15 protein-coding genes are annotated in these 12,927 nt (G+C 27.2%); 14 read left to right on the top strand and 1 reads right to left on the bottom strand.

Annotated elements, in window-relative coordinates; translation table 11 throughout:
• The 5 genes from ACTHUW_RS03135 to ACTHUW_RS03115 all read left to right on the top strand — a co-directional run.
• Positions 1-934, top strand: a 934-nt coding sequence (locus ACTHUW_RS03135; protein WP_442212470.1) for an EAL and HDOD domain-containing protein, incomplete at its 5' end; no start/stop codon positions are given.
• A gap of 105 nt (positions 935-1,039) precedes the next feature.
• The gene (locus ACTHUW_RS03130) at positions 1,040-2,065 is read left to right on the top strand and encodes a threonine aldolase family protein (protein WP_442199202.1); all 1,026 of its coding nucleotides are present in this window, start codon (positions 1,040-1,042) and stop codon (positions 2,063-2,065) included.
• 42 nt (positions 2,066-2,107) lie between these two features.
• The gene (gene nadE, locus ACTHUW_RS03125) at positions 2,108-2,905 is read left to right on the top strand and encodes an NAD(+) synthase (RefSeq protein WP_442212468.1); all 798 of its coding nucleotides are present in this window, start codon (positions 2,108-2,110) and stop codon (positions 2,903-2,905) included.
• Positions 2,906-2,925: 20 nt separating this feature from the next.
• On the top strand, positions 2,926-4,458 hold the full coding sequence (cls, locus tag ACTHUW_RS03120) for a cardiolipin synthase (protein ID WP_442212466.1): 1,533 nt from the start codon (positions 2,926-2,928) through the stop codon (positions 4,456-4,458).
• Between the two features lie 75 nt (positions 4,459-4,533).
• Positions 4,534-4,986, top strand: coding sequence for a spore coat protein (locus ACTHUW_RS03115; RefSeq protein WP_442199199.1), 453 nt, complete (start codon positions 4,534-4,536; stop codon positions 4,984-4,986).
• A 34-nt stretch (positions 4,987-5,020) separates the two neighbouring features.
• On the opposite strand, the gene fba is transcribed toward ACTHUW_RS03115, so the two are convergent.
• Positions 5,021-5,884, bottom strand: coding sequence for a class II fructose-1,6-bisphosphate aldolase (gene fba / locus ACTHUW_RS03110; RefSeq protein ID WP_442199198.1), 864 nt, complete (start codon positions 5,882-5,884; stop codon positions 5,021-5,023).
• Positions 5,885-6,042: 158 nt separating this feature from the next.
• Here fba and ACTHUW_RS03105 point away from each other — a divergent pair, with 158 nt between their 5' ends.
• The 9 genes from ACTHUW_RS03105 to ACTHUW_RS03065 all read left to right on the top strand — a co-directional run bounded on the left by ACTHUW_RS03105 (position 6,043) and on the right by ACTHUW_RS03065 (position 12,823).
• Positions 6,043-6,675, top strand: coding sequence for a TetR/AcrR family transcriptional regulator (locus ACTHUW_RS03105; protein WP_442210626.1), 633 nt, complete (start codon positions 6,043-6,045; stop codon positions 6,673-6,675).
• Positions 6,668-7,522 (top strand): ATP-binding cassette domain-containing protein, encoded by an 855-nt coding sequence (locus tag ACTHUW_RS03100; protein ID WP_442199196.1) that lies wholly within the window; start codon positions 6,668-6,670, stop codon positions 7,520-7,522. Before ACTHUW_RS03105 ends, ACTHUW_RS03100 begins: the two co-directional genes overlap by 8 nt.
• Before the next feature lies 1 nt (position 7,523).
• Positions 7,524-8,630, top strand: a complete 1,107-nt coding sequence (locus ACTHUW_RS03095; RefSeq protein WP_442196890.1) for an ABC transporter permease — start codon at positions 7,524-7,526, stop codon at positions 8,628-8,630.
• 15 nt (positions 8,631-8,645) lie between these two features.
• On the top strand, positions 8,646-9,644 hold the full coding sequence (locus ACTHUW_RS03090; RefSeq protein ID WP_442196891.1) for an ABC transporter permease: 999 nt from the start codon (positions 8,646-8,648) through the stop codon (positions 9,642-9,644).
• Between the two features lie 300 nt (positions 9,645-9,944).
• Positions 9,945-10,376 carry an FAD-dependent oxidoreductase gene (locus ACTHUW_RS03085; RefSeq protein WP_442196892.1) on the top strand — a complete coding sequence of 144 codons (432 nt, stop codon included), beginning with the start codon at positions 9,945-9,947 and terminating at the stop codon, positions 10,374-10,376.
• Positions 10,377-10,397: 21 nt separating this feature from the next.
• Positions 10,398-10,589 (top strand): YwbE family protein, encoded by a 192-nt coding sequence (locus ACTHUW_RS03080; protein ID WP_442196893.1) that lies wholly within the window; start codon positions 10,398-10,400, stop codon positions 10,587-10,589.
• 20 nt (positions 10,590-10,609) lie between these two features.
• The gene (locus tag ACTHUW_RS03075) at positions 10,610-11,269 is read left to right on the top strand and encodes an NAD(P)/FAD-dependent oxidoreductase (protein WP_442199195.1); all 660 of its coding nucleotides are present in this window, start codon (positions 10,610-10,612) and stop codon (positions 11,267-11,269) included.
• Positions 11,270-11,283: 14 nt separating this feature from the next.
• Positions 11,284-12,234 (top strand): YbgA family protein, encoded by a 951-nt coding sequence (locus tag ACTHUW_RS03070; protein WP_442196895.1) that lies wholly within the window; start codon positions 11,284-11,286, stop codon positions 12,232-12,234.
• A complete protein-coding gene (locus tag ACTHUW_RS03065) occupies positions 12,224-12,823 on the top strand; it encodes a hypothetical protein (protein ID WP_442196896.1) in 600 nt (199 codons plus the stop codon). The genes ACTHUW_RS03070 and ACTHUW_RS03065 overlap by 11 nt, the downstream gene beginning before the upstream one ends.
• Positions 12,824-12,927: the final 104 nt, after the last annotated feature.

Below are 12,927 nucleotides of genomic sequence, written 5' to 3'. Positions count from 1 at the left end.
AGCAGATGAAAAAATTATAGATAGATTAAAATATCTAAAGAATAAAGGTTATGAGATTGCACTTGATGATTTTGTAGAAAAATATAATGATTATCCTTTAATACCATTAACAGATATTATAAAATACGATATTTTAGCAACACCTTTAAATACTATAAAAAATGAAGTGAAAGTAGCTTTATATGAAAACAAAATATTGCTTGCAGAAAAGGTAGAAACAAAAGAAGAATTTTTACAAGCAAAAGAGATGGGATTTAAATTATTCCAAGGTTATTTTTTTAGTAAGCCATCAGTAATTAGTGAATCCAATAACAAAAAAACTATAAAGACACAATACATAAAAATAATTTCAGAACTAAAAAAAGATGAGCCTTCATATCAAAAGATAGCAGAAATAATTGAAATAGATATAAATTTATCTTATAGATTATTAAGAATTACTAAAAGACGTGAAAGCAAAAATGACTTTGAATCAATAAAAAAAGCTTTACTATATATGGGATTAAAAGAAATAGAGAGATGGATTAATATTTTAATGATGCAAGACTTAACCATTAAAAAGCCTAAAGAACTGATGAAAACTTCACTAGTTAGATCTAAATTTTGTGAATTCATTGCAGAAAATAGCAAGTATAAGAAAAGAAAATTTGAAGCTTCGATGATGGGATTAATGAGCACTATAGATGCATTATTAGATAAAGCTATGGAAGATGCAATTTCAGAAATATCTCTATCTGAAGATATTAAAAATGCGCTAGTAGATTGCAAGGGTAGTTTAAGTTATATATATAACTTAATGTTCTCCTATGAAAAAGGTGATTGGATGAACGTAAAATTCTATGCAAAGAAATTACATATTGATGAATCTATATTGTATGATGGTTATATTGAAGCTTTAAAATGGACTCACAAATCACTAGATACTATGAATTAAAAAATGATTATAAAAGATATCTTAAAATAAGATATCTTTTATTTATATAGCTATAAGGGTATAATGGTATAAGATAAGAAAATAAAAGAAAGTGGGGAGATTTGTATGTATAGTTTCATGAATGATTATAGTGAAGGTGCACATGAGAAGATATTAGAAAGTCTTATAAAGTATAATTTAGAACAAAATGTAGGTTATGGAGAGGACAAACATAGTGAAAAGGCAAAAGAATATATAAAAGGGCATATGGAAAATCAAGATGTAGATATACATTTTATTCCTGGAGGAACACAAACAAACTTAATTTCTATATCAAGCTTTCTAAGACCGCATGAAGCAGTAATCGCAGCTCATACAGGTCATATTAATGTACATGAAACTGGGGCTATTGAAGCTACAGGACACAAAGTAATAGCTATGGATTCTAAAGATGGGAAATTAAGTATAGAATCTATAAAAAAAGCTTTAAATATTCATAGTGATGAACATATGGTAAAGCCTAAAATGGTTTATATATCCAACACTACAGAGCTTGGCACAATATATACAAAAAATGAATTAAAAGAAATACATAATATATGTAAGGAAAACAATTTGATTTTATTTTTAGATGGTGCAAGACTTGGTTCTGCCCTTACTTCAAAAGGAAATGATTTAAGTTTAAAAGAAATAGCTAATTTAGTTGATGTGTTTTATATAGGAGGCACTAAAAATGGTGCATTACTAGGTGAGGCTTTGGTAATAACTAATGATAAATTAAAAGAAGATTTTAGATACCTAATAAAACAAAAGGGTGCTTTGATGGCTAAAGGATTCATAGCAGGTATTCAATTTGAGACATTATTTGAAGATGATTTATTTTTTACTCTTGCAAAGCATGCCAATCAAATGGCAGAAAAAATAGTAGATGAACTTGAAAATTTAGGCTATAAATTTTATGCTCCATCGATGACAAATCAAATATTTCCTATACTTTCTGATCATATACTAGATGACCTATCTAAAGAATTTTTATATTCAATTGAAGCAAAGGTGGATGAAAACAATAGTGCAGTTCGTTTTGTTACATCTTGGGCAACAACAGAAGAATCAGTAAGTAAATTAATAAGTTTTTTTGAAAATATAAAATAAATATAAATTGTTTTAAAATAATAATAAAGAAAGAGGATAAAAATGAAATTAAGTAAAGAAAAGTTAAGCAATTTAACTGATGATTTGGTAGAGTGGATAAAAGATATGATGGAAAATTCTGGGGGTCAAAAAGCTATAATTGGAATATCAGGTGGAAAAGATAGTTCAGTTGTAGCAGGGTTATGTGTGCGTGCTTTAGGCAAAGAAAATGTATTAGGAGTGCTTATGCCTCATGGTTTACAATATGATATATCTTATTCCTATGAAATATGTGAACATCTTGATATAGAATATAAAGAAGTTCCTATTACAAATATGATGAATTCTTTTTTTGAAGAATTAGAAACTATAAAAGGTGAATTCATAGAAGATATATCAAAACAAACAAAATTAAATTTACCACCTAGAATTAGGATGACTTTACTTTATGCTATAAGTCAATCAATAGAAGAGAGCAGAGTAATAAACACTAGTAATCTATCAGAAGACTGGGTTGGATATGCTACAATTTATGGTGATACCACAGGAGCCTTCTCACCTCTTGCTATGCTTACAACCGATGAAGTAGTCCAGGTCGGTAGATATATTGGCATACCCGAAAAGTTTATAGTAAAAGTACCAGAAGATGGTCTCACAAAAAAAACTGATGAAGACATATTAGGTTTTACTTATGAAACTTTAAATAAATATATAAGAGAAGGAAAAGCTCCAAATGAAGAAATAAAGAATAAAATCGATAAGATGCATAAAATCAGTAGATTTAAATTTAATACAATACCAATGTTTGATTCTAAATTACCAGTAAAAATAAAAGAGATAGGTAATTTATACACTACCTAAGGCTAATGTGAGGTTTGAAAATGAAGTTAATAAAAAAAATTTTATTTAATAGAATATTATTTATTGGAATAGCTATAATAATCCAATTAGCGGTTCTTATTTGGATGATATTACAGTTTCAAGATTACTTTGTGATTTTTTATACCACAAGTATAATAATAAGTATTGGGGTAGTGTTATTTATAGTAAATGATTCTATGAATCCAGCTTATAAGATAGCTTGGCTAATACCTATTTTATTATTTCCTATTTTTGGAGGATTATTTTATATATTTTTTGGAGGCAATAAATCAAGTAAAAAAGATAAAAAAAGAATGAATTTTATAATACAAAAAATGAAATCTTCTTTAATGATAGATGATAATGTAAGAGGAAGATTGAAAGAAGAAAGTATTAATGCATCAAATCAATCATTATATTTACAAAATGCTGCATATAGTCCCTTATATGAAAATGATGGTAGTGAGTATTTTTCTCTTGGAGAATATAAGTTTGAAAGTTTAAAAGAAGAGTTAAAAAAGGCAAAAGAATTTATATTCCTAGAATATTTTATAATAGCAGAAGGAAAAATGTGGAGTGAGATATTAGAAATATTATTAGAAAAAGTGGATGAAGGTGTAGACATAAGAATAATATATGATGACTTTGGTTGCATTTTAACATTACCATATAAGTATGATGAAAAATTAGAAAGTATGGGTATAAAATGTGAAGTTTTTAATCCTTTAATACCATTTCTTAGCCCAAGACTTAATAATAGAGACCATAGAAAAATAGTAGTAATTGATGGAAAAGTTGGGTTTACAGGAGGAATAAATTTAGCAGATGAATATATAAATGAAAAAGATAGATTTGGACACTGGAAGGATTCTGCTATCATGTTAAAAGGTGAAGCTGTATGGTCGTTAACTGTAATGTTTTTATCTATATGGGATTATTTAAGGGGTATTGATGAAGATTTCACTAGGTTTAAAAGAGAATATGACTTAAATATCAATATAAAAGATGGATATGTCCAACCATTTACAGATAACCCATTAGATGATGAAACGGTAGGACAAATTGCATACCTTAATTTAATAAACAAAGCAAAAAGTCATGTCTATATTACTACACCATATTTGATAATAGATAATGAAATGGTAACAGCTCTTACTGCTGCTGCTAAATCAGGTATTGATGTTAAAATCATTACTCCACATCATCCAGATAAATGGTATGCTCATGCAGTTACAAAATCATTTTATAAAATCTTAATAGAATCAGGAGTAAAAATATATGAATATACACCAGGATTTATTCATGCTAAAAACTTTGTAGTAGATGATGAATATGCAGTTGTGGGAACTATAAATTTAGATTATAGAAGTTTATACCTTCATTTTGAATGTGGAGTTTGGATGTATAAGACAAAAAGTGTAATTGCCATGAAAGAAGATTTTTTAAATACAATAAAAGTATCACAAGAAATATCATATGAAGATACAGAAAATATTATATGGTATAAAAGACTAAAAGGCTCAATCTTAAAAGTGTTTTCGCCCCTTATGTAAATATCACAAACCTTAAATTTATTGTGAATATTTTTTAAAAATATAAGCATAATAAGTTAAGGAGGTGTATTTATAGTGATAAATTTAAGTCAAAAAGAAAAAACACTATTAGAAGATCAAAAAAGTCATGAAGAGCTGTGTATAAAAAAATACACAAAAGCTGCAAATGAAGCACAAGATGCTGAGTTAAAACAACTTTTTAATCAATTAGCTAAAGAAGAAGAAGAACATTTAAACACTGTTAATCAAATATTAGGTGGAAGTGTACCTAGTATGAATACAGCAGCTAGTAGTTCTCAAAATAGTAATATGAACTTTAGTGGAAGTAATATGAATAATCAAGCTGATGCTGATTTATGTCAAGATTTACTTTCAACAGAAAAGTATGTTTCAAGCACCTATAATACTACTATATTTGAATGTAAAGATAGTAATGTACGACAAGCATTAAATCATATTCAAAAAGAAGAACAAGAACATGGTGAAAAAATATATAATTATATGAATGCTAATGGAATGTATAACTAAATAAAAGATGGATGCCTAGGCATCCATCTTTTATTTAGGCTTTATTTACTGAACCAAAAAGTTCCATCTTTTCTTTTACTATTTTCTTTACAGCTTCTGTTCCAGGAGCTAAAAGTTTTCTAGGATCAAAACCTTTACCTTCTAAATCTTTTTTATCTTCAATATACTTTCTAGTTGCTTCTGTAAATGCCCATTGGCATTCAGTATTTACATTTATCTTTGCAACACCAAGACCTATAGCTTTTTTAACCATATCTGAAGGAATACCAGTACCTCCATGTAATACTAAAGGAGTATTTTCTGTAATATCATCAATTTGTTTTAATACCTCAAAATCAAGACCCTTCCAATTATCAGGATATCTTCCATGAATATTACCTATACCAGCAGCAAGTATTGAAACACCTAAATCAGCAATAGTTTTGCATTCTTTAGGATCAGCAACTTCACCTGTACCAACTACCCCATCTTCTTCTCCACCAATTGAACCTACTTCTGCTTCAATTGATATTCCTTTTTCATTTGCAATTCTTATAATTTCTTTTGTTTTTTCTATATTTTCTTCTATAGCATAATGAGAACCATCAAACATTACAGAAGAAAAACCAGCTTCCATTGCTTCCTTAGCTCCATCATAAGAACCATGATCTAAATGTAGAGCTACAGGAACTGTAATCTTTAATTCTTCAAGCATACCATTTACCATTCCTACAACAGTTTTAAAACCTGTCATATATTTAGCTGCACCTTCAGATACACCTAAAATCACTGGGGAACTATTCTCCTCAGCTGTTAAAAGTATTGCTTTTGTCCACTCTAAATTATTTATATTAAAGTGGCCTACTGCATAACCTTCTTTATGTGCCTTTTTTAACATATCATCTACTGTTACTAACATTAAACTACCTCCTTATATTTGATAGAATCTTAATTATATATTAACACATATAATTAAAATATAAAACTTCAAAATATATATTGACCACAAGAGTCAAGGTGTGATATGATTAAATTGACCAAGCAAGTCAATGGATTTTTATGAGAGGATGAAAAAATATGGAAGAAACATTAGAAAAAATTGAAATAGAAAAACAAGATAGGATAATAAATAGTGCTTTAGAAGAATTTAGTAAAAATAGTTTTGAGAAAGCATCAACAAATAATATTGTAAAAAATGCAGAAATTTCAAAAGGGCTATTATATCATTATTTTGGTACTAAGAAGAAATTATATGAGTTCTTAAAAGAATTCACTATAAGAGAAACAATTAAAAATATAGAAGGAAATATTGATTGGGATGAAAGAGATTTACTTTTAAGGATCAAAGAAGCTGGAATTATAAAGCTTAAAATGACAGATAAATATCCTTATATATTTAATTTTTTTGCTAAAATATTTGAAGATAGTTCAGTGGATGAGATGAAGAATTTAACTGATAATTATTCATTGGGTTTAGTAGATAAAATTTATACTAAAAATATTGATTTTTCAATTTTCAGAGATGATATTGATAGAAAAAAAATATTTGATATTATAAACTGGACTTTTGAAAAATATGGAGAAAAAATAAAGAAAGAAATAATAAGTAATACTGAGAAAGTAAATTATAAAGTAATAGAAAAAGATATAGATGAATATATAGAAGTTTTTAAAAAGCTATTTTATAAGGGAGGAAGCGTAAATGATTAGTGTGAAAAATTTATATCATTCTTATAACAAGGATGGAAATTATTCAGTTAAAGATGTCAGTTTTGAAGTAGAAAAAGGTGAGGTTTTTGGATTTTTAGGTCCATCAGGAGCAGGAAAGTCTACAACACAAGGAATTTTAACTGGACTTTTACAACTTCAAAAAGGGGAAGTAAAAGTTGCAGGATATGATGCAAAGAAATTTTCTCCTGAAATGTTTAACAAAATAGGAATGAGTTTTGAACAATCAAATGTATATAGTAAACTTACTGCAAAAGAAAATTTGGATTTTTATAGAAAATTATTTGATGGTGAAACAAGAGATCCCGTGGAATTATTAAAACTCGTGGGATTAGATGGTAAGGAAGATATTAGAGCTGGAGAATTTTCAAAAGGAATGAAACATAGACTTACATTTGCAAGATCAATGATTAATAATCCTGAGCTGTGGTTTTTAGATGAGCCTACTACAGGACTAGATCCTGCCATAGCTTCTACCATAAAGAGCATTATAAAAGAAAAAAATAGTGAGGGTGTGACCGTATTTTTAACTACTCACAATATGTTTATAGCAGATGAACTATGTGATAGGGTGGCATTTATTGTAGATGGTGAAATAAAGCTAATTGATTCACCTAAGAACTTAAAATTACAATATGGTGAAAAATTAGTAGAAGTTGAGTATATAAAAAATGAAGAAATAATAAAGGAAAAATATTCTACTATCTTAGAAGATGAAAAAAACAAACTTAAAAATATAATAGAAAATTATGAAATTCAAACTATGCATACCAAAGAAGCAACTCTTGAAGAAATATTTATAAAGGTCACAGGAAGGGAGCTAAAATAATATGAAATTATGGTCTAGCTTTCTAAAAGAGATGAAGATTGCCTTTAGAGGTTTTTATATTTATATAGAATTTTTTATAGGAATATTATTACTTGTAATATTACTAACTGTAGTACCTGAAAATTTCAGTTCAACAAGTGAAGAATATCTATATTTTGATTTACCAAAAGAAGTAAAGGAAAATTATATAGAAGGCATAAAAGAAGTTGATTTAGATAGTAAAATTGAAAAGGTAAAAGTTGAAATCGGAGATGAGGAAGTAAATGCAGACCTACTTGAAACTGAAGGTAAGGAAATATATATATTAAATAATGAAGAAGAAATTAAAGATATTGCAGAAAAAGAACAAAAATTTGGAGCTGTAGTTAATTTAAAAGATGATAAACTTCATTATAAGTATTATATCCAAGGATATGAAAAAGAAAAGCTTAAAAACTTATATTTAATAGGTCATATAGAAGATAGTGACATTTTACAAGAAAGTATTGAAGGTCAAGATGTAAGAGCTCTGTCTATAAATGAAGAAAAATTAACTGATAGAGAAAATTTAATACCAACATTTTTAACTTTTAATGGAAGTCTAATGGGCTTATTTATCATAGCTGCATATGTATTTTTAGATAAAAAAGAAGGTGTAATAAAAGCCTATGCAGTTACAGCATCTAGTGTGTGGCAATATCTTTTAAGTAAAGCTATGGTGCTTTTACTTGTAAGTATAATAACTAGTTTAATAATTGTTATACCAGTTATGGGATTAGGACCAAATTATTTATTAATGATATTATTTTTAATAGCTACAGGACTATTTTCATCATCACTTGGACTATTAGTAGCAGGTTTTTATGATAATATCATGCAAGCTTTTGCTAGCATTTATTTAATCTTAATAGTATTAATCTTGCCAGCTATTTCAAACATGATACCATCTTGGAATCCTGTATGGATTAAAGTATTTCCAACATATCATATGATAGAAGCTTTTAAAGAATTAATCTTAGAAAATGGAGATACTTCATATATATTATTAGCTACAGGTGGATTTTTAATTGTAAGTATAATATTATTTGCACTTACAAATAAAAAATACAAATCCACACTTTCAGTATAGAAGGAGGTAAGATTTATGAAAAAGATATTTAATATATTTAGAAGAGATTTAAAGGTTAATAAAAGAGATTTTTTATCACTTTATTTAATATTATTTCCTATAATAATAGCAATAGGAATCAATATATTTACACCAGGTATAGAGGATACAACGGTAAACTTAGCTCTTTTAGAAGGAGAAAATGAAGAAAAAATAGAGTTTTTAAAAGATTATGCTAATGTAGAAACATTTGAAAGCAAAGATGATATAGAAAAAAGAGTCTTAGATAGAGATAATGTAATTGGAATTATTAAAGAATCTGATAATTATTATATTATGCCAGAAGGAAATGAGGCAGAAGAATTAATAAATTTTGCTAAATCACTTAATGCATTTGATGATTTAGATCTGAACATAGAAGATACCAATGTAGAATTAATTGATTTAGAAAAAACTGTACCTCCACTTAAACAAACTTTAGTAAATGGAGTATTACTTTTAATAGCAGTACTTGGAGGCATGCTAATATCTTTTAATATAGTAGAAGAAAAATCTGATAACACTATAAATGCAATAAATATTACACCTACTACAAGGAATCAATTTATTTTGGGTAAGAGTATAATAGGAATAGCAGTAGTAGTATTAGGCTCTCTTGCAGTAGTTTTAATTACAGGATTTAGGGATATTAATTATATTCAGTTATTAGTGATGATTTTAGTAGGATCAATTATATCTATGCTCTTAGGATTTATTCAAGGGATAAATAGTAGTGATGTAATGAGTGCAGCATCCAGTATAAAAGTATTGATGTTACCACTTATAGCTTCAGTGCTTGCTATAGAATTATTAGCAGATAAATGGCAAAAGTTTTTTTATTGGAGTCCCTTTTATTGGTCATATAAGGGTAATAAATTAGTATTAAGTGGAGTAAGTGATTGGCCACAAATATTATTTTATGCATCTATTGTATTAGTGATATCAATATTAGTATATTTAGGTCTTTTCAAAAAAATAAGATCAGGACTTGAATAAAAATAATTTCTTTATTTACCCTATAGGTTGAAAAAACTATCAGAAACTTTTCTGATAGTTTTTTTTGGGTATAAGTAAAAAAAAGCAAAGAAAAGAGTGATATTATGCGTTTGAGAGATTTTAAAGGTTTATTTAATAAATCAACTGAAACTATAAAAAAAATAGAAAATCCCTATGAAGATTATTTTGTTATAGATTTACACTCAACTAATACCAATTAGTGTAGCTTCAATACCAGAAGAAGGAGTAATAAAAATTGGAACAAGAACTGGTGAAAATATATCTAGTTTTAAAAAAGAATTGATAAATTTAAAAGTAGGAGATAAGGTAAATGTAAGAGGTCCTTTTGGATGGTTTGTGCTTAAAGATGAAATTACACCTATAGTTTTGATTGCAACAGGTGTAGGTATAACTCCTATAAGGTCATTATTAAAAGAAATAGAAAAGGGGAATCAGAGATTTGTAAATATTATTTATTCATCTAGGGACTTTTATCTTTTTAAAGATGATATAATGGATATTGTAAATAAAGATTACAAAATAAATATAAATTTCACTTCAGGATCCAAAGAAACTAGTGAAGTTATAAAGGGAATCGCACAGAAGTATAAAAATGATGCATATTATTATGTTTCAGGAAGTGCTAATGTGATAAAATCTATAAGAAAGACTTTAAAGGATAAGGATATTAAAAGAAAGAATATAATAAATGATCCTTTCTTTGGTTATTAATAATATAAGGGTGGTTAAAATATGAATGGAACAAAAAGAGATAATATAAAAAAAGGAATAGAAGTAAAGGTTGTAAAAAAAGAAGATCAAAAATCAGGTAAGCTTACTGAAGGAATAGTAAAAGATATTTTAACAAATTCAAAAGAACATCATCATGGAATAAAGGTTAGACTTGAATCTGGTATTGTAGGTAGAGTCAAAGAAATAAAATAAATTTAATTAAGGAGAGACTTATGGGAAAACATTATGGGAATTTACAAAGAATTGTAGACGGAGTAAGGAAATATGCTATCACACCAGATATTCCTGGAGGATTTATTACAATAGAAAAGTTAGAGAAGATAACTGAAGTTGCTAAAAAATATAATGGAATAATAAAACTTACTTCAGGGCAAAGAATACTTATAACTAATTTATTTGAAGAAGATTTACCTGCAATTTGGGAAGAATTAGATATGGAGCCTGCTGTTACTTCTCAAAACTCAGTAAAGAATGTTGAAATGTGTCCAGCAGGTTTTTGCAAAAGGGTTAGATATAATACTATAGGACTTGGAATGAAGCTATATAGGAAATATCAAAAACAAGAGATGCCTTGTAGAACAAAAATAGGTGTAGCTGGGTGTAGAAATGCTTGTGGAAGTGTATATAGTAAAGATATTGGGGTAATAGCAGATTTTGATGGATTACTTGCACTTACAGCAGGAGGCTCTGGAGGATTTAATCCAAGAGTAGCAGATATAATAAAAAAAGATTTAAAAGAAGATGAAATTTTAGATTTGATAGATAAATTATTTGTTTATTATAAGGAAAATGCAGAGATGGGAGAAAAACTAGGATTTATGATAGAAAGAGTAGGGCTTGAAAAATTTAAAAATGACTTAGAAAACATGTAAGAAGAGGTGAAATTGTGACAGATAAACCAAAAGTTGTAGTAAGTAAATGCTTAGGATTTTGTGAGTGTAGATATAATGGAATTACAATACAAAATGATTTTGTAGATAAATTAGGCAAATTTGTTGAATACATAACAGTTTGTCCTGAAGTTGGTATAGGTCTTGGAATTCCACGAAAACCTATAAGATTAGTAGAAGAAAATGATCAAATTGAGCTTTATCAACCTGAAACTAAAAACATCTATACGAAGAAAATGAAAGATTTTACCGATGATTTTTTAAATGATTTAGAAGATGTAGATGGATTTTTATTAAAAGGCAGATCACCTTCATGTGGGATAAAAGATGTAAAAATTTATAGAGGTAAAAATAATTCTATTGTAAGTGGTAAGGGAGCAGGCATATTTGCTGATGAGGTGCTTAAAAGATATGATGAATTAGCTATTGAAGAAGAAGGGAGACTTACTAATTTTAAGATAAGAGAACATTTCTTAGCACACTTATATACTATGAATAGATTTAAGGATGTAGAAAATGAAAAATCTTTAAAATTATTAGTTGATTTTCATAGCAAAAACAAGTATTTAATTATGGCACATAATCCTGAGTTACTAAAAGTTTTAGGTAGAATTGTAGCAAATCATGAAAAATTAGACACTGAAGAAATAGTAGAAAAATATAAAGAAAATCTAGGAAAAGCTATGAAGATATTACCTAAGGAAACAAATTATATAAATACACTTATGCACATATTTGGATACTTTTCAGATGAATTATCTAGTCAAGAAAAGAAATTCAGTTTGGATTTATTAGATAAATATAGAAATGAAAGTATACCTTTAAGTGTCCCATTAAATGTATTTAGAACATATGCCATAAAATACAATGAAGAATATCTATTAGATCAAACAATATGGTCTACTTATCCAGAAGCTTTAATGGATTTAAAAGATAGTGGAAAATAAAAAGAAGAAAATATCATTAAAATCATTAAAGACCTTCATTCCAATATATGAAGGTGAAAAAATATATTATGGATCACATCAAAGATGGCTTGAAAATGAATTCTATATTAAAAGAGGATGTGGCTTAGCAAGTGCTGCTAATATTTTATACTATATGAGTAAAAATATTAAAGCTTGTGAATCTTTATATGAAAAAGAAGACATATCCAAAGAAAAATTCAAAGAATTTATGAATGAGTTACTAACTTTCATAAAGCCAAGCTTTTTTGGAATACCCACTATATATAGTTTATCTAGAGGTGTAATATCATATGCTAAATCTAAAGGGATAAGATTAAAAGCAAATTATAAGCCTTTAAATTTAGAAAGTAATGAATTTATAATAAAAGGATTAGAATCTAATTCACCTATTGCAATGTTACAATATTATAGAAATACAGGACATAATTTTCACTGGCAAACTATAACTGGATATTATATAGATGAAAATAATGAAGAATATATAGAAACTTCAAACTGGGGTAGAAAAAATAGATATGAATTTAAGAACTTGAAAAACAATAAATTTGTATATTTTACATTAAAATAATATGTAAAAGCAAAAACATCAGATATAAAAAGTCTGATGTTTTTTGTATATAAGAAATATTAAAGGTAATAATACTTATAGAATTGTATTTAAAATAATTTAAG

It is taken from the genome of Senegalia sp. (in: firmicutes), from assembly GCF_052088025.1.
Taxonomy (GTDB): Bacteria; Bacillota; Clostridia; order Tissierellales; family SIT17; genus Anaeromonas.
The sequence above is the reverse complement of the archived record's forward strand: the minus strand, read 5'-3'. Positions and strand labels throughout refer to the sequence as shown.

Coding starts and splice junctions, on each gene's coding strand:
- ACTHUW_RS03130 (WP_442199202.1), top strand. CDS start 1,040: ATGTATAGTTTCATGAATGATTATAGTGAAGGTGCACATGAGAAGATA.
- nadE (WP_442212468.1), top strand. CDS start 2,108: ATGAAATTAAGTAAAGAAAAGTTAAGCAATTTAACTGATGATTTGGTA.
- cls (WP_442212466.1), top strand. CDS start 2,926: ATGAAGTTAATAAAAAAAATTTTATTTAATAGAATATTATTTATTGGA.
- fba (WP_442199198.1), bottom strand. CDS start 5,884: ATGTTAGTAACAGTAGATGATATGTTAAAAAAGGCACATAAAGAAGGT.
- ACTHUW_RS03105 (WP_442210626.1), top strand. CDS start 6,043: ATGGAAGAAACATTAGAAAAAATTGAAATAGAAAAACAAGATAGGATA.
- ACTHUW_RS03100 (WP_442199196.1), top strand. CDS start 6,668: ATGATTAGTGTGAAAAATTTATATCATTCTTATAACAAGGATGGAAAT.
- ACTHUW_RS03095 (WP_442196890.1), top strand. CDS start 7,524: ATGAAATTATGGTCTAGCTTTCTAAAAGAGATGAAGATTGCCTTTAGA.
- ACTHUW_RS03090 (WP_442196891.1), top strand. CDS start 8,646: ATGAAAAAGATATTTAATATATTTAGAAGAGATTTAAAGGTTAATAAA.
- ACTHUW_RS03080 (WP_442196893.1), top strand. CDS start 10,398: ATGAATGGAACAAAAAGAGATAATATAAAAAAAGGAATAGAAGTAAAG.
- ACTHUW_RS03075 (WP_442199195.1), top strand. CDS start 10,610: ATGGGAAAACATTATGGGAATTTACAAAGAATTGTAGACGGAGTAAGG.